Annotated in this window: 14 protein-coding genes; 10 read left to right on the top strand and 4 right to left on the bottom strand. The window is 65.6% G+C overall.

Translation table 11 applies throughout. The features are described from left to right. Positions 1–6: 6 nt before the first annotated feature. Positions 7–1,578, bottom strand: a complete 1,572-nt coding sequence (locus OXU42_03095) for a UbiD family decarboxylase (protein MDE0028375.1) — start codon at positions 1,576–1,578, stop codon at positions 7–9. A gap of 77 nt (positions 1,579–1,655) precedes the next feature. Further along, positions 1,656–2,420 (bottom strand): class II aldolase/adducin family protein, encoded by a 765-nt coding sequence (locus OXU42_03090; protein MDE0028374.1) that lies wholly within the window; start codon positions 2,418–2,420, stop codon positions 1,656–1,658. A 353-nt stretch (positions 2,421–2,773) separates the two neighbouring features. On the opposite strand from OXU42_03090, the gene OXU42_03085 reads away from it, so the two are divergent. From OXU42_03085 to OXU42_03040, 10 genes are all read left to right on the top strand, one after another. Then, on the top strand, positions 2,774–3,205 hold the full coding sequence (locus OXU42_03085) for a hypothetical protein (GenBank protein ID MDE0028373.1): 432 nt from the start codon (positions 2,774–2,776) through the stop codon (positions 3,203–3,205). Continuing rightward, positions 3,186–4,514, top strand: a complete 1,329-nt coding sequence (locus OXU42_03080) for a hypothetical protein (protein MDE0028372.1) — start codon at positions 3,186–3,188, stop codon at positions 4,512–4,514. Before OXU42_03085 ends, OXU42_03080 begins: the two co-directional genes overlap by 20 nt. Positions 4,515–4,626: 112 nt before the next feature. Next, complete coding sequence (gene ileS, locus OXU42_03075) at positions 4,627–7,539, top strand: isoleucine--tRNA ligase (GenBank protein MDE0028371.1); 2,913 nt, start codon at positions 4,627–4,629, stop codon at positions 7,537–7,539. After that, the gene (gene lspA, locus OXU42_03070) at positions 7,536–8,012 is read left to right on the top strand and encodes a signal peptidase II (GenBank protein MDE0028370.1); all 477 of its coding nucleotides are present in this window, start codon (positions 7,536–7,538) and stop codon (positions 8,010–8,012) included. Before ileS ends, lspA begins: the two co-directional genes overlap by 4 nt. Before the next feature lie 31 nt (positions 8,013–8,043). Next, on the top strand, positions 8,044–8,808 hold the full coding sequence (locus OXU42_03065) for an alpha/beta fold hydrolase (GenBank protein ID MDE0028369.1): 765 nt from the start codon (positions 8,044–8,046) through the stop codon (positions 8,806–8,808). Next, positions 8,805–9,203 carry a hypothetical protein gene (locus OXU42_03060; protein MDE0028368.1) on the top strand — a complete coding sequence of 133 codons (399 nt, stop codon included), beginning with the start codon at positions 8,805–8,807 and terminating at the stop codon, positions 9,201–9,203. Before OXU42_03065 ends, OXU42_03060 begins: the two co-directional genes overlap by 4 nt. Positions 9,204–9,227: 24 nt before the next feature. Then, complete coding sequence (locus OXU42_03055) at positions 9,228–10,484, top strand: CoA transferase (protein MDE0028367.1); 1,257 nt, start codon at positions 9,228–9,230, stop codon at positions 10,482–10,484. Between the two features lie 31 nt (positions 10,485–10,515). After that, the gene (locus OXU42_03050) at positions 10,516–11,730 is read left to right on the top strand and encodes a CoA transferase (protein ID MDE0028366.1); all 1,215 of its coding nucleotides are present in this window, start codon (positions 10,516–10,518) and stop codon (positions 11,728–11,730) included. A gap of 101 nt (positions 11,731–11,831) precedes the next feature. Next, complete coding sequence (locus OXU42_03045) at positions 11,832–12,275, top strand: M67 family metallopeptidase (GenBank protein MDE0028365.1); 444 nt, start codon at positions 11,832–11,834, stop codon at positions 12,273–12,275. A 148-nt stretch (positions 12,276–12,423) separates the two neighbouring features. After that, complete coding sequence (locus tag OXU42_03040) at positions 12,424–12,708, top strand: DUF3553 domain-containing protein (GenBank protein ID MDE0028364.1); 285 nt, start codon at positions 12,424–12,426, stop codon at positions 12,706–12,708. A gap of 49 nt (positions 12,709–12,757) precedes the next feature. Here OXU42_03040 and OXU42_03035 read toward each other — a convergent pair whose 3' ends face one another. Together OXU42_03035 and OXU42_03030 are read right to left on the bottom strand one after the other, a co-directional pair. After that, on the bottom strand, positions 12,758–13,957 hold the full coding sequence (locus OXU42_03035) for a hypothetical protein (GenBank protein MDE0028363.1): 1,200 nt from the start codon (positions 13,955–13,957) through the stop codon (positions 12,758–12,760). Positions 13,958–14,267: 310 nt separating this feature from the next. Continuing rightward, the gene (locus tag OXU42_03030) at positions 14,268–17,015 is read right to left on the bottom strand and encodes a helix-turn-helix transcriptional regulator (protein MDE0028362.1); all 2,748 of its coding nucleotides are present in this window, start codon (positions 17,013–17,015) and stop codon (positions 14,268–14,270) included. Between the last annotated feature and the right edge of the window lie 200 nt (positions 17,016–17,215).

The following is a 17,215-nucleotide window of genomic DNA, read 5'->3' as shown; positions in this document are numbered from 1 at the left end:
TGGCCGCTACTTCTTCCCGGGCTCGAATCCGCCCTGCTCGTGGTAGACGACCCTCTTGTCTTCCTCGAAGGCGCGCACCGTGGGAATGATCCCGCGCAGCCCCAGTTCCTTCCAGCGCTCGGCCACCTGGTCGTACATCTCGCGCCTCAGCGTGGTGCGCTTGGAGAAGACCGGCAGGTAGCGGTGCTCCTTGCAGGCGTTGATCAGCGCCTTGGACCCGTACGGCCGCTCTTCCGGCGGGTTCTGGGTGGGGTCCAGCCAGGTGCTCCAGGTGTTGCGCAGCACGTCGATGTCCTCGATGGGATTGCTGCGGCTGCTCATGGCCCAGATCACCTGGTCCATGTCCGTGGGGTCGATGTCCTCGTCCACCGCGATGATCCACTTGGTGTAGTAGGCGCCGCCGGGAACCTGCGCCGCCAGCGCCAGGCACTGGGCCGCGTGGCCGGCGTAGCGCTGCTCCAGGCTGATGACCGTCATGCCGAAGCCGCCGGCGCCCGCGGGGTGGGCGTAGACGCCCTGAACCCCCGGGATGCCGAGCTTGTCGAGGTCGTCCCAGATGCGCGCCGACCGGATGACGGCGAAGAAACCGCTCTGCTCGCACGACGGGTAGTCCGCCATGATGGCATTGGTGAGCACCGGGTGGGTGCGATGGTGCACGCGGGTGACCTCCACCAGCGGACAGCCCGCCTCCGGCCGGCCGTAGTAGCCCGGAAACTCGCCGAACGGCCCCTCGGTCTTCACGGAATTGGGGCGGATGACCCCCTCGATCACCAGTTCGGCGTTGGCCGGCAGCAGCAGGTCGCTGGTCTCGGCGCGCACGACCGGGATGGCCTCTCCCTTGATGCCGCCGGCGAACTCGTACTCGGATACGTTCTTGGGGAAGGTCTGGGAGCCCACCAGCATGAACAGCGGGTCGATACCCCAGGCGGCGGCCACGGGCACGTCCTCGCCCTTTTCCCAATAGCGGGTGATGTGCAACCGCGCATCCTTGCCCGGCGACAGGTAGAGCCCCACCTCGTTCTTGCCCTGGAGCATCATCCGGTAGGTGCCGATGTTCAGGTAGCCGGAGTCCGGGTCGCGCGTGAACACCGCGTCCGCCGTGCCCGCGTAGCGTCCGCCGTCCAGCGGCCAGTGGCGCGGAATCGGGAGCTGCTCCAGGTCGATGTCGTCGCCGGCAAGGGTGTTCTCGTAAACCGGCGCCTGGGCCGCCGGGATCTCGCGCGGCGGGATGCGGTCCTTCATCTTATCCTTCAGCCGCCGGATCAGCTCCAGCGTGGGCGTCTCCGGCGGCTCCTCGATGGTGAGGGCGATGCGCTTGGAGCTCGGCCCCAGGATGTTCCACAGCATGCGCGCGCCGATGGGGCTGTCCTCGAACCCCTGGGGATTCTCGAACAGGATGGCGGGCGAGGGCTTCTGCTTGGCCACCAGGTAGGTGATGGCGCTCATCTCCTCGTCCCGGTCCACCGGCTTGTCGATCTGGATCAGCTCGTTGATCCCCTCGGCGCGGTCGAGCCACTCACGGATGTCTTGAATCGGGCGCCCGGTCCCCGCGGACCCGGCGCTGTTCGCTTCGGCCATGCTTCACCTTCCTTGTCGTGCGTTTGACTGGGTTGGTCGACTGGGTCGCTTGTCCGCTTGTTGTCGTCAGTGCGTTGCTATTCCTTCATGTCGTCCGGCAGCAGGCCGGTGAAATAGGCGAACGCGTGATGGGCGCGCCCGCGGTTGGTGGCGCCCATGATGGCGATGTTTCGGCCCGGCATGGAGGGCGCCTCGCCGATGCTGCTGGCCACCCACTGCATGTAGGCGGTGCGCTCCAGGTAGACGGCGTGGCTGGTGGCCTCCTCCACGCAGTCGCCCACCGTGGTCATGCCGTGACCCTGCATGAGCACGGCCATGCGGTCGCCCAGCGTGGCCACCAGCTCGGCTCCGTCCTGGAGACTGTAGATGAGCCGGGGGCTGTGGAAGATGGGCGTCTCCGGCGCGAACGCCGAGGCCTGGTTGTAGATGGGACGGATGGGCACGCCGGCGATGGCGAAGGCCGTGGCCAGGGGCTGGTGCGTGTGCACCACCGAGTTGACGTCCGGGCGCGCCTGCAGGATGGCCGCGTGGATCATGGTTTCCCGGGGCGGGATCTTGAGATTGATCACGGCTTTCTGGTTGCCGGCCTTGGCCCAGTTGGCCTCGCTGTTCTCCATGTAGGCGTCGATGTCCACTTCCATGATGTCCTTGGCACGGATCGACCCCAAGGGCGCCAGCACCGGCTTGATCAGCAGCCGGTTGGTGCCGGGGATGCGCGCGCTCACGTGGCCGTGGTAGTCGGCGAGTCCTTGGTGGAACAGGATGCGCGTGGCCAGCGCCACGAGCTTCTTGAGCTGTCCGATCTGGCGCGTATTAGCCTTGCCCGGTTGTTTCCTGGCCATGGAGGTGCCTCCTCGAAGACGCCGAACCGGCCCCGCCACGGGATTCGTCGATCACACGGATGAACGGTAAGGCGGAACGCTGCTTCAGCGGGAATGAGAACGAGCGAAAGGCCCGTTGGAAATCCGGGGTTTCATAGCACACGGAAACTTGCGAATCCAGCCGGCAGCGTGGGAAGACAGGCCGTACGCGCGGGCGTGTTGAACCATATACCGGAGTAACGGTGGCCGGAATGGGCGAAGGGCCTGGGCGGGGCGTCTGTCGCCCCGTTCAGCTATCTCGCCAACTCCATATATGGTATAGCTTTTGCGCGGTCAATGATTGTGACCGACGTCCGAGTGCCCGGAACATCGCCTTGCCTCGAAAAAGATTCAACCCCAAGCGCGCTATTGCCGTGAGTCCCGACCCATCTGCACTTCAGGACTTGGCGAACCGGGTCCGGTACGGCGGCAACCCCGAGCACAAGCGGAATCCGGGCGATTTCGGGTTGACGCCTCCGGCTCAGCCAAGCGCCGACAAGACCTTGTGCGACGAAGTTGGAGTCACAAGGCGGCGTGTGGCGTTGCGCCTGCTGCGCGAAGGAATTAGAAAGGGGCTCATCAGCGGTCAAGTCCGGGGGCGGTTTCCTCAGAACGTCTGGGCCGTGACCAAAGACGGTTCTCCGGTTGAAGCGCAATTGGAGAACCCCGAGACAGGCAGCTACCACGGATACCCGATGCCGGACACCGACCCGTTTGCAAAACGGGTTGTCGAGAACTGGAATCAGCGTGGGCAAGTTCAAGATTGATTTCAGGTGGATACCGCGCGAGTTCGGCGACGCCGTGGACCGGCATTCGCTTGCCGAGATCACGATCGAGGCTGGGGGAATTACGGCGACCGGCGTGGAAGACCTGCACGCCAAGACCGTCCGATCGGGCATTCGCGTGTCGGCTTTCGATTTGGCCGCTTGGCTTGTAGGCAATTGGTGGCGCCTGCGATGGGAAGCGCGCAGCGGGAGCCAAACGAACGGCGGAGGGTTTGCCTGGGACATGAGCCACAAGATCGGTGCAGCCGGGAACGGCTACCTGTGGCCCGACATGGAGTTTAGCGGCAGCGGTCGCAGCGTGCACGTGCAAGCGCGGCGCACGAGCGCTGGCTCGCGCCACTCGCTGCGCTTTCTCAACGAGATTGATGTCCACATTCCGGCGGGGGAGTTCGAGTCGGAGGTCCGGGAATTCGTCGATGCCGTGGTTTCGAGAATGGGTTGTCTGGACGATACGAGCGGAAGATCCAGGGAGTTGGAGGCAGCTTGGCAGGAACTCCGCGAGGAGATCCTGGACCCCTCCCGGAGCTTCGCGCGCGCCATGGAAGCGAGAATGGGGTTCGATCCCGAAGAAGCGGATGTCGCGATGCTGAACCGCTTGCGGGATGCGGCGAAGCTCGTGGGTAAAGGCGCGATCGAGGAGTTGGCCTCCTCCTCGAAGAGAAACGTGCTCGAAGACTTCGAACGCATCCACGAACGGTTCGCCGGGCTGTCCACTACCCTGTCGCTCGACATCCCCTCGACGGTCAGGAACGTAGTCGCCCGGGCGGTGGCTGGCGCCCGGCAGCCATGGGAAAAGGCGGAGCGGGTGGCCCGAACGGCGCGCCGGGAGTGGTCTCTTGGCGATGATGCCATCGATAGTCCCCGCCTGGCGGAACTGTGTGGCGTTCCGGCGCAGTGGATCGAGCAGCCTTCCGACGTCGATCAGATCCCGATTCCCGCCGGTCTGCGTGATCGTGGCGATCCGGGGGCGGTGAAGGCGATACTTAAGAAAAGGCATCCCCACGCCAGGCGGTTCGCTCTCGCCCGGATCATCGGGGACCACTTGGTGACGGCGGGCGGTGAAGAGTTGCTGCCGGTGACGGACGTGGCGACCGACCGCCAGAGATTTCAACGGGCTTTCGCGCAGGAGTTCCTGTGTCCATTTGAAGCGCTTCGAAACTTCCTCGAGGATGAAGATCCTGACGACGATCGGATGGAAGATGCAGCAGATCACTTCGAGGTGTCGGAGATCGCCATCCGGTCGATCCTCGTCAACAGAGGTATGTTGGAAAGAGATAGGCTCCTTGCGTAGCCTTCCCGGAGGTTGTCTTCGGGGCAGCATGACACCCGACCGCGACCCACCCTTCCATCACGATTGCCCGGATATCCGCGAGTCGCTTCCCCACAAGTGAGGGACGAAGTTCATGGACTATAAAGAGACGCTCAACCTCCCCAAGACCGCGTTTCCCATGCGCGGCAACCTGCCCCAGAAGGAGCCCGCGCGGGTGGAGCAGTGGGAGCGTGAAGCCATCCACGAGAAGATGGTGGAGGCCAATCGCGGCCGCCCCACGTTCATCCTCCATGACGGTCCCCCGTACGCCAACGAGCGCATTCACATCGGACACGCTCTCAACAAGGTCCTGAAGGACATCATCGTCAAGTACAAGAGCATGCGCGGCTTTTGCGCGCCCTACATCCCCGGCTGGGACTGTCACGGGCTTCCCATCGAGCTGCAGGTGGAGAAGAGCCTGGGGCGCGCGAAAAAGAACGCCCTCAGCAAGGTGGAGGTCCGCAGGCTGTGCCGGGAGCATGCGGAGAAGTTCATCGGCGTGCAGCGCGAGGAGTTCAAGCGCCTGGGAGTGCTGGGCCGCTGGGCCGAGCCCTACCGCACCATCGACTACTCCTACGAGGCCACCGAGGTGCGCGAGCTGGGCAAGTTCATGGCCAGCGGCGCCATGTACCGGAGCAAGAAGCCGGTTTACTGGTGCGCGTCCTGTGCCACCGCCCTGGCCGAGGCCGAGGTCGAATACAACGACCAGGTGACGCCCTCGGTGTACGTGAAGTTTCCGGTCAAGGACGCCAAGGGCAAGCTGCCGGATGACGACTGTGCCTTCGTTATCTGGACCACCACGCCGTGGACGCTGCCGGCCAACCAGGCCATCGCCCTGCACCCGCGGATGCGTTACCGGCGCGTGCGCACGCCCGCGGGCGTGCTGGTGGTGGCGGAGGAGTTGTTGTCCTTGCTGATGGAGGTTTTCGGCTACGGCGCCGGCGAGTTCGAGACACTGGACGGTTCCTGGTCCGGAGCGGAGCTGGAAGGCATCGTCTGCGCCCACGCGTGGATCGAGCGGGACGTCGCGGTGATCCTCGGCGACTTCGTCACCGCGGATCAGGGCACGGGCTGCGTCCACGTGGCGCCGGGCCACGGGCACGAGGACTTCGAGGCCGGCCAGCGTTACGGCCTCGACGCCTACGCGCCGGTGGACGGGGACGGACGCTTCACCGCGGACGCGGAGGAGTTCGCCGGCCAGATGGTCTTCGACGCAAACCCCGCCATCGTCGCCAGGCTGGGCGAGGCCGGGAAGCTGCTCAAGGCCCAGGACTTCAGCCACAGCTACCCCCACTGCTGGCGCTGCAAGCAGCCGGTGCTGTTCCGCGCCACCGAGCAATGGTTCATCTCCATGGCGCACACGGGTCTGCGGCAGGGCTCGCTGGACGCCATCGAGCAGGTGCAGTGGATCCCGCCCTGGGGACAGGACCGCATCACCGGCATGATGGCCAACCGTCCCGACTGGTGCATTTCCCGCCAGCGTTCCTGGGGTGTGCCCATCCCTGTGCTCTACTGCACGGACTGCGGCGAGATGAACCTGAGCGAGGCGCTGTGCGAGCACGTGGCGCAACTGTTCGAGGAAGAAGGGTCCGACGCCTGGTTCGCGCGTCCGCCGGAAGAGCTGGTGCCGGCGGGCTTCTCATGCTGGTCCTGCGGTTCGACCCGGTTTTCCAAGGAGGAGGACATCCTGGACGTGTGGTTCGACTCGGGCGTGAGCCACGCCGCGGTGGTGGAGCGCCACCCGGAGCTGGGCGGCCGCGCCGACCTCTACCTCGAAGGCAGCGACCAGCACCGGGGCTGGTTCCACACCTCGCTCCTGACCTCGGTGGGCACCCGCGGCCAAGCGCCCTACGAGGGTGTCCTCACCCACGGCTTCGTGCTCGACGGCAAGGGCCACAAGATGTCCAAGTCCATGGGCAACGTGACCGCGCCCCAGGAGATCATCAAGAAGTTCGGCGCCGACATCATCCGGCTGTGGGTGGCGGCCGAGGACTACCGCGACGACGTGCGCATCTCCAACGAGATCCTGAACCGGCTGGTGGAGTCGTACCGGCGGCTGCGCAACACCGCTCGGTTCCTCATCGGCAACCTCCACGACTTCGACCCCGCGCGCGACGCCGTGAGCGCGGACGCCCTGGAGCCCTTGGACCGATGGATTCTCGACCGCAACCAGCGGCTGCTGGGAAGGTGCCTGGAGGCCTTCGACAAGTACGAGTTCCACTTCGTTTACCACGCGCTCAACAACTACTGCAGCGTGGACCTGAGCGCGCTCTACCTCGACATCGTCAAGGACCGGCTCTACTGCGAGGGGCGCGACTCCGCCGCCCGCCGCTCGGCCCAGACCGCGCTCCACGGCATCCTGCAGACCCTGGTGCACCTGACGGCGCCGGTGCTGTCGTTCACCGCCGAGGAGATCTGGGAGCACGCGCCGCGCACGGCGGCGAGCCCCGACAGTGTGCTGCTGTCGCCCATCCCGCAGCCCGACGAGGGGTTGCTGGACGCGGCGCTGGCGGCCGAGTGGGAGCTGCGGCTGGACCTGCGCGGCGAGGTGCTGAAGGCGCTGGAGGTGGCGCGCCAGTGCGGCGCCATCGGCCATTCCCTGGACGCGCGGGTGGCGCTCTACCCGGACGCTTACGATAAGGCGCCGGGCATCCAGGAACTGTTGCGCGCAAGCCCGCCCACGCCCTGGGAGGACGTCTTCATCGTGTCGCAGGTGTCCGTGCCGGCGGGCGGCGCGCCCGCGGACCTGGCCTGCCCGGACCCCAAGGCCGAGCCCGGCGCGGAGGCCGGCAACGGAGACGGCGGCGCGGCGGCGGGGCAGGGCACGGGCTACTTGAGCACGCTCCTGGGCGGGGCCATCGCCGTGTACCCGGCGGACGGGGCCAAGTGCGAGCGCTGCTGGAAATACCATGAGGGCGTGGGCGGAGACGCGGCCCATCCGGGTGTCTGTCCGCGCTGCGCGGAGGTGTTGCAATCTTTACCGCGGGCCGAAAACGCGCACGCGTGATCCTGCTGCTGGCCGCCATCCTGCTGCTCGATCAGGGCACCAAGCTGATCGTGGACCGCACGATTCCGCTGCATCGCTCCATACCCGTCGTCGAGGGTTGGTTCGACCTGACCCATGCCCGCAACACGGGCGCCGCGTTCGGGTTGCTGGCTGGCGAGCGCCGGGCCGTGGGCTCCTTCATCCTCATCGCGTTCTCGCTGGCGGCCGTGGGTTTCATCATCCACCTGCTGCGCCGGCTGGCGGATACGGACACCGGGCTCATCCTGTCGCTGACGTTCATTCTGGCGGGCGCGTTGGGAAACCTCATCGACCGCGTTTTCCACGGCGAGGTGATCGATTTCCTCGACGTGTACTGGAACGCCTACCACTGGCCCGCGTTCAACGTGGCCGACAGCTTCATCACCGTGGGCGCGGTGCTGTGCCTGTGGTTCCTCATGCGGACCAAGGGCCGGGATCCGTTCGCGCCGCGATAGTCGCGTCTCCCGGTGTACGTTCGTCTGCGCCATGGAAGAGCAAGTCAGGTTCAGTAACCGCACGGGCGAGCGATTGGCGGGGGTGCTTCACCTGCCGCGAGAGGAGGTCGTGGCTGCCGGGGTGCTTCTGTGCCACGGCATGGAGTCGAGCAAGGAAAGCCTCAAGCTGGTGCATTTGGGCAAAACCCTGAGCCGGGCGGGCTTCGCCCTGCTGCGCTTCGACTTCACCGGCGCGGGCGAATCCACCGGAGACTTCGATTCCATCACCTGCACTCGACAGGTGGACGATCTTGCCGCCGCCCATGGTTTGCTGAAGGACCGTGGAGTGGAGCGGGTCGCCATCGTCGGATCCAGCATGGGCGGCACCACCGCGCTGATGTACGCCGGGGCAGCGGAGGGGGTGGCGGCGCTCGTAACCCTCGCCGCGCCGTTCGATCCACGGGAGTTGGTTGAACAGGGTTTTCCAACGGAGGCGCGCACACGCTGGCGCGCCCAAGGGTTCATCGAGTTCTACGGCCGCCGGCTCAACGTGAGTTTCCTGGAAGAGGCGCTGACCATCGACGTGGCCGCGGCGGTGGCGCGGATCACGTGTCCTGTGCTCGTGATCCACGGTGACGCCGACGCCACCGTCCCGGTGGCGCATGCGCATGCGCTCCACGCGGCGCTGTCCGCGCAGAAGGAGCTTTGCATCCTCCCCGACGCCGACCACCGTTTCACTGGGCCGGAAGGGCGCACCGAAGCCCTGTGCCGGACCGAGGAGTGGATCATCCGCCACTTGAGGAGCCCCGCGGCATGAATCGACGCGGCGTTCTGTGCGCGGCGCTGCTGCTGGCGCTTGCGGGTTGCCAGGGCGAAGGCGATATCACGCCGCAGGGTGCCGCCGAAGCGTTCATCGACCGGCACTACGTGGAGATCGATCTCCTCAAGGCCAGGGAGCTTACGGCCGGCCTGGCGCGGAGCAAGCTCGATGAGGAGCTTCGGCTCACGTCTGGGCAGGCCATCGACGTGGGCACGCGCAAACCCCGCATCTACTACAAGCTGTTGCAAAGGCGCGAGTCCCGCGGACGCACCGCATTCGTCTACGAACTCACCATCCGCCCCGACGGAGGCGGCGAGTTTACCCGCAAGCTCATGATCCGCGTGCGCAAGGAGCAAGCGGGTTGGCGCGTGTCGAACTACATGGAATACTGACCCAAATCGCACCGTGGTTGAACGATGACTCTACGTGAAAACGGACCTCTGTCTCCCTATCGTATCCTGGACCTGACCGACGAGCTCGGCTTCCTGTGCGGCAAGACGCTGGGGGATCTCGGCGCGGACGTGATCAAGTTGGAGCGTCCGGGCGGCGACGCGGCCCGGCGCATCGGGCCGTACCTCGACGGCGAGCGCGACCCCGAGAAAAGCCTCTACTGGTTCGCCTCCAACAACAGCAAGCGCGGGATCACGTTGAATCTCGAGGCGGCCGAGGGGCGGGAGCTTTTCAAGCGTCTCGTCGAGAAGGCGGACTTTGTCCTGGAGACGTTCCGGCCGGGCTACCTGGAAGACATCGGCCTCGCCCACGACGTGCTGCGCGGCGTCAACCCCAAGCTGGTCCAGGTTTCCATTACCCCCTTCGGCCAGACCGGCCCCTACAGCCGCTACCGCGCCACCGATATCGAGATCATGGCCATGAGCGGCTGCATGTCGCTCACCGGCGATCCGGGCAAGGCGCCCCTCCGGGTGACCTTTCCCCAGTCCTACCAGTGGACCGGCTCCTACGCCGCCATGGCGGCGCTGGTGGCCCACACCCAGCGGCGGCGCACCGGCCGGGGCGAGCACGTGGACGTGTCCGCCCAGGCGTGCATGCTCTGGGGCTTCTCTCACGCCCACACTTTCTGGGACCTCAACCGCTCGGTGGAGAAGCGCGCCGGCTCCTTCATGACGGGCCGCACCATCACCGGCGCCAAGATGCGGGTATTCTGGCCGTGCAAGGACGGTTACCTGAACTTCATCATTTACGGCGGCGAGGCCGGGCGCAAGACGAACCAAGCTCTGGTGGAGTGGATGGCGGAGAAGGGCGCGGCGCCCGCGTTCCTGCTGGAAAGGGACTGGCGCACGTTTAACATCGAGCGCGTGACCCAGGAAGAGATCGACGTCATGGAGGAGCCCATCGCCGAGTTCTTCATCGGGGTCACCAAGCGGGAGTTCTTCGAGGCCGTGACCGGCCGCGGCATGCTGGGTTACCCCGTGTCCACCGCACAGGAACTCCTGGAGGATCCGCAGCTCGCGGCGCGGGAGTTCTGGCAGGAGGTGGAGCATCCCGAGTTGAACCGCTCCATCACCTACCCCGGAGGGTTCGCCCGTTTCTCGGAATCTTCGTGCCGGATCCACCGCCGGGCGCCGCTCATCGGCGAGCACAATGGGGAAGTCTACGGCGAACTGGGGCTGGACGCCGGGGAAATGGCGCGGCTGGAGAACGAGGGCGTGATCTAGGACACTGGAACTTCATGGGAACGAAAGCATCATGAAAGCACTGGAAGGTCTCAAGGTGGTGGAGGCCGCGGCGTACGCGGCCGGGCCGGTCGTGGGGAAGCATCTGGTGGACCAGGGCGCCACGGTGGTCCACATCGAATCGCGCACGCGTCCGGACGGCTTCCGTACCCACTATCCGCCCTACAAGGACAACATCCACGGACTCAATCGCTCGGGCCTGTTCGCGTTGTGCAACAGCGAGAAGCTTGGCGTCACGCTCAACCTGAAGAAGGGGCCGAAGGCCTTGGCGCTCGCCAAGCGCATCGTGAGTTGGGCGGACGTTCTGGTGGAGAACTTCAGTCCCGGCACCATCGGCCGGTTGGGGTTGGGATATGACACCCTGAAGGAGGTGAACCCGCGGCTCATCATGCTGAGCAGCTCGAATCTTGGCCAGACCGGTCCGCACGCGCACCATCCCGGCTTCGGTTCCCAGCTATCCTCCCTGGCGGGCTTCACCAACCTCACCGGATACCGGGACGGCTCCCCCCAGATTCTCTACGGTCCCTACATCGATTACATCGCCGTGGGTTACGGCGTGGTGGCAGTGTTGGCCGCGCTGGAGTACCGGGAGGCCACGGGCCGCGGACAGCACATCGACCTGGCGCAGTACGAGACCGGGCTCCAGTATCTCGCGCCGCTCCTGCTGGACTACACCGTCAACGGGCATATCGCCGTGCGCGACGGCAACCGCCATCCCGAGGCCTCGCCGCATGGTGCCTTCCCATGCGCGGGAGAGGACCAATGGTGCGTGCTGAGCGTGGCGTCCGACGAACAGTGGCGCGCGCTTTGCCACGTCATGGACCGGCCCGACTGGGGCGGACGCGACGAGTACTCCACGGCCGAGCGCCGGCGCGCCCGCGCCGACGAGCTGGAAACACGCATCGGCGAGTGGACACAAGGGTTCGAGGCGCGGGAGCTGGTGGAGAAGCTCCAGGCCGCCGGCGTTCCCGCGGGCGTCGTCAACGGCATGGAACGGATCTACGACGACCCCCAACTCGTGCACCGCGGCCAGTGGACCCGGATGGAGCAGGCCGAGATCGGCGCCATGTCCTACCAGCGCGCCCCCTTCACCCTGTCCGAAAGCGACAGCGGCCCCGACCGCCCGGACCCCCTCCTGGGCGAGCACAACGCCTACTTCTACCGCGAGCTGCTGGGCCTCTCGGAGGCCGAGTTCGACACCTTCACGAGCGAGGGGATCATCGACTAGTGGCATGCCACTAGTCCGCATCCCCATTCCGCCATTCCCGCGAAAGCGGGAATCCAGGAGTGGTGGGGAGGGGTCCGGTGCTAGTGCTGAGCGAAACAGTCTTGGCAACCATCGCTGAACACGCCTTGGAGACCTACCCGGAGGAATGCTGCGGGGTCATCCTCGGCGGCGACGGCGGCGAAGAAGTGCATCGACTCGAGAACATCCAGAACCGGTTGCACGCCACCGACCCCGAGACGTTTCCCAGGGACGCGCGCACGGCTTACACCCTGGACCCCAAGGAGTTGGAGGCGGTCCTGGAGCAGGCGGAGCGCCGCGGTTTGGCGTTCAAGGCCCTGTATCATTCCCATCCCGACCACGACGCCTACTTCTCGGCCGAGGACAAGGCCTGCGCGACGCCCTTCGGAGAGCCCACCTATCCGGATACGGCGCAGATTGTCATCTCCGTCATGGGCGGCAAGGTGGGCCGCGTAGCGGTCTACGCTTGGGACGCCGGGGCCGGTGACTTCGTCGAGACCACGTTGCACGGAGTGCCGGGCCGTTGACGCCCGAACATCACAGCCTTGACGTCCGCGGTCTTCCCACACCGGCGTCGTTCTTGGCGTGAGCAACAGGTCGGCTCCGGCCGCCGCAGGCTGGTTTGTAATGCCCGGACGATGCTGCTACCGTGCAAGCGTGGCAAGGAGCGCGACCGTGCGGAATGACGTGAGGCTATTCCTGAGAGCGGGAGAGCAAGTCAAGCACAACCGCAACCTCCAGTGGGGCGTCGGCGTCGTGGAGGAGGTGATGACCTCCAGCGTCCCCGGCGGCACCTGCCTCGCCCGCATCCGCTTCCAGGACGGCCGCCTCCGCGTCTTCCACAACGACCTCGACAACGAAAGCTGCTGCTACTATTTCGGCATCCGCCACTACGACGATCCCGGCCGCAACAACATCCGCCGCCAACTCCTGGCGTACTTCGATTCCGACGACTGCTGATTTGCTGGATGGGTCTTGTTCGTTTCCTTCGTCGGGGTCCGTGTGGTGCTTAGGGGGCCTGACGGAAATGCGACAGATCATGACCGAGTTCGTCGGCGATGCCCATGAGCGTGGCCAAGGACTTGCGCGCTCCCGCTTCGTCCCCGGCCTGCCGCTGGGCGACAGCAATCGTGGCGAGCGCATCGATCTGCTGAATGTGGGAACCGATGTCCTCCGCCGTTGCGACAGCCCCCGGCAGGTCTCCGCGCTCGAGCCGTTCCACGACAATCTTGAACAAGACGATATCGACCAGGAGCGTGTGCTTGATTCGTTCACGGGTACGCAGAGCTCCGGCGAAATCGCCCGCGCCGACCTGGGCCGATGCGATGCCTAGTAGTATGAAGTCGGCGTCGTCACTGCCTTCAGCCATGCGGAGCGCCCCTTCGACATCGCCCGCTTCCGCCCGGATTCGCGCGATTAGGCGGAACGCCTGCTCGCGTACGATGGGGTAGGTGAGGGACTGGACGGTGCGAAGGGCATCCGCGATGTCGCCAGCCCGGGCTTGAGCGGCGGCTACGTCAGCCAACGCCCCCTCGCGGTTCACCGGCTCGGTGATTTCGCGGATAATCCGCTCCGCGCCCACGATGTCACCCGCGTCGGCGAGGGTTTTGCTGACGGCATGGAGCGCCCACTCGCCCGTTTCCCGGCCGGGGAGGCGACGCGCGCTCTCCAAGGCAATGGCGATCAGCGACGTGGCTTGTGTTCGGTCGCCTTTCTTGAACGCCACGTCGGCGAGGTCGGCGAAGGTCTCGGCACGACGCCGGGCATCGGCCAGGGTTGCCGCGATAGCGACGGCCTCCGCCATTTTTCCGGTGCGAGCGCAAGTCGCGGCAATCCGCTTGAGCGTGTCGGCCCGAATCGACGATGTCGTGATCCGTCCCGCGATCGAGGTGGCTTCGACGGGTTTTCCCGCCTTGCCCGCCGCAACCGCGACGTTGGCAAAGGCGCGTTCCCGCTCGTGCTTATCTTGGATTTCCGCGACCAGGGCGAGAGCGCCATCGACGTCTCCGCCAACTGCGCGAGCGCTTGAAATGCCCGCCAGCACTCTGGCCCGCCATTTGGGGTCAAGTATTCTCCGGCGCAACAGCATCGCCGCGGGCTCATCTCCTGCCCGGGCGTGGGTGACGGCAATCTTACGGAGGAGGTTGCTTTCGACAAAGTCGTAGACCTTCCCGTCAGGCCCCGTCAGATGGCTGCCCAGGACTGGCATTGGAAACGCCGTCTTCGCAGATATTGCCAAGTGCGCCGATATCGGCTCTTCCACGAGGTGCGAAACGAACGGTACCCTACCGGAAACCGCGGGTGACTCCCCGTGTACGGGTGCCTGCCTATCGGATCCGGCAGGGAGGGGCAATCCGGTCGCAAGCAACGCGCCGGATGCGACAACAAGGGCGAACAGCTTCGATCTGATCACAGGGCACCTCCGTTCGATCGTATACCGGGCCGATCATCGGTGCGTTTCTGCCGGCATCTGAATACCCGGTAAGTCCCCGCTTTCGTCTTGTGTGGTGCCGGCTCTTTCAGTTTCTGTCGCGAATGCGCTCGAGGTCTTCAATCGTCGGCCTGTAGGCGCCCAGTTCGTCCGCATAACGGATGGCCCTTGCCAGCGATTCCCGTGCTCCTTCCCGATCCCCGGCATCGGCTTGGAAAACCGCGATGGCGGTGTACGCCTCAATGCGCCACAAGAGAATCGTGATGGTTGCCGCGATCTCGAGGGCGCCTGGCAGGTCCCCCCTTTCCGCCTGGGCTGCTGCTATCTGGCAGCAGGCCCCCTCACGCATGAACTCCTCGTTGATGGTCGCGGCGGAAAGCAACGCCCCCGCGATGTCGCCTTGGCAGGCCTGAACGGCCGCAATGTCGCTGACAAGATGGTCGCGGTCCAACTCCCCGTCCAGCCGTCTGGCCAAGTCGATCGCTTCATCGGCGTCCCCGGCGTCCGCCCGGGCCAGCGCGATCGCACGCAGAGCCTCTTCCCGGACAGAGTCGTCCGCGAAATTCTTGAGGGACTGAAGCGCGCCGTTGGTGTCGCCACCGCGGGCCCGGGCCGCGGCAAGTTTGCTCAAGGCCCTCTCGCGATGGACGGGATTGGTAAGGTTGCTGATCACCTCCATCGCGCCATCCAAGTCGCCGTACTCCGCCAACGCCATCCCTATGGCGCTGAATGCCTTCGCCCGGTACCTGGAGTTTGTCACTCGACCCGCGCTTTGTAGCGCGGCGGCGACAGATTCCCTGGCGGACTTCTCGTCGGTCGGGAACTGCGCGGCGGCGACGGCTGCGAAGGCATTGGCACGGCCAAAGGGATCCTCGATCCCCTCCGCGATGTGGATAGCGGCTGCGATTTGTCCGTCCGTCGCGCGCGCCGAGACGATCAGGATCATGGCCTCAGCCTTGGCGAACGAGCTCGTGATTCTTCCAGCCACACGGTTGGCAAGGGCCACGTCGCCGGCTTTGGCCGCGGCCGCGGCTGCGGCGGCGAAAGCCTCGTTCCGCTCAGACTCCTCGGCAATGTTCGAGGCGGTCGCAAGGGCATCCGTGATGTGTCCTCCGTGGGCTTGTGCTTCGGAGATGTCACGAAGAACGCTCGCATACCATTCGGCGTCGAGGATCCTTTGACTCAGTCGCTTTGCCTCGTCGACATCCCCCGTGCGTGCGTAGGTCGCCGCCACCTCTCGGAGAGCGCGTGCGCCGGTGCGGCTATAGGTGCCCCCGTCCGCTGTCTCCAGACTATGTTCCCGGCGGTTTAGCTCGTCCAACTGACCTTGTTCGATCGTCGGGATCCTTTTGAGCCCGGTTTCCAAATCGGGCTCGAACACGGGCGCCCCGGCACCCAGTTCGTCCGCGCCGAGCAGGGCTTGACCCAGGGAATCGCGAGCGCCGGCTTGGTCTCCGGCAATGGACTGGGCAACCCCGATCCCGCTGAAAGCGTGGCTGCGCCAAAGGGGCAGCCGGAGGAGTTCCGCGATTCGTCCGGCGCCAGGCAGGTCCCCATTGTCGACCAGTACCCGCACGATCTCATAGTAGGCGCGTTCCCGCATGAACTGCCCGTCAATTTGCATCGCGGTATGCAGGGCGCTGCCAACGTCGCCCTGCTGGCTTTGCACGGACGCGACTTCGCCGAGCGTATGGTCGCGCATCAAGGCATCGTCGATCCGTTGTACGGTGATTTCGATGGCCTTCTGTGCGTCGCGGGCCACAGCGTACGCGTGGGCGATCCCGCCAAGGGCCATCGTCCGGGCCAACTTGCTGGTAAACGCTTCCACAACACCGAATGCGGCAGCCGTGTCACCGGCTCGGGCGTGAGCAGCAGCGACGTCGGCCATGACCATCTCGCGTTCGTCGGGGTTGGCGATGTTGCCGGCAACTTCCACCGCTTCATCGATTTTTTGGGCTGCCGCCAAGGCCGCTCCGAGTCCCCGCAATATCGCCACGCGACGCGCTTTGTCCTCGACTTGACGCGCAATGTCCTGTGCCTTCGTGATGGATGCCTTGGCCCCGGCATCATCCGTCGGAAATTGTGCCCGGGCGATGGCGGTAAAGGCGCCGGCGCGGGTAGCGTCATCTTCGATGGCTTCGGCGATCCGGATAGCGGTGGGGATTCCCCCACCGGCGGCGTGGGTGGAGGCAACTTCGTACATGGCTTGGTCGCGAATTGCCGCCGCTGTGATCTTGCGTGCGATCCGGGTAGCGGCACCGGCCTCGCCGGCCTTGGCCGCCGCGACGGCACACTTGACGAAGGCTTCGTTTCGTTCAGCGTCGTCCGTGATGGTGCTCGCGATGATGGTCCCTCCGGAGATGTCGCCGGCGGACACCCTGGCCGCGGATATGCTGCCAAGCACCTCTGCGCGCCATTCGGGGTCGGGGAGTCGTGTGCTCAGCCGCATCGCTTCCTCGGTGTCTCCCGCACGCGCGTAGGCGGCGGCCACATGGCGGAGTATGCTGGCACCCACCTCGCTGTAGTCAGATACGTCCTCTCTCGGCTCGGTGGCCGCCGCCGGCTCCCGGTACGTAGACATGGCTTCGCCCACGTCGGGTTCCGTGCGCGATCGTTGGCCGCTCTTGGGCGGTGCCGGTCGAATGCCCAGTTCGGTTACCGTGGTTCCCAGCGTCTCCGCGATGTCGTGCGCATTTTCGTTCGTAGTCGGCTCACCGGCCTCGATCCGCTGATACTGGCGAAGGCTGATACGGAGCGCGCCGGCCACGTCATGCTGGTGAAAGCGACTGCGGGCCCGGGCCAGCTTCAATAGATACGTATCCAATACAACGCGCATGTGCGGCCTCCTTCCCGTTTCGTTCGGAGTACTGGGTGACTCGCGATTTTACGCGGAGCAGTCGAAACCGAACAATGGTTCCAAATGACATGGAGGCGCCAATAGCCGACATGCATACGACATCGGGTGACAAAAGGGCGGATTATGGGACCCCAGGGGTGCCGGCGGATCCGTCCACGAGGCAAACGAGTCCGATTCCG

The organism is Deltaproteobacteria bacterium, from assembly GCA_028818775.1.
GTDB lineage: Bacteria > Desulfobacterota > Binatia > UBA9968 > JAJDTQ01 > JAJDTQ01.
The sequence above is the reverse complement of the archived record's forward strand: the minus strand, read 5'-3'. Positions and strand labels throughout refer to the sequence as shown.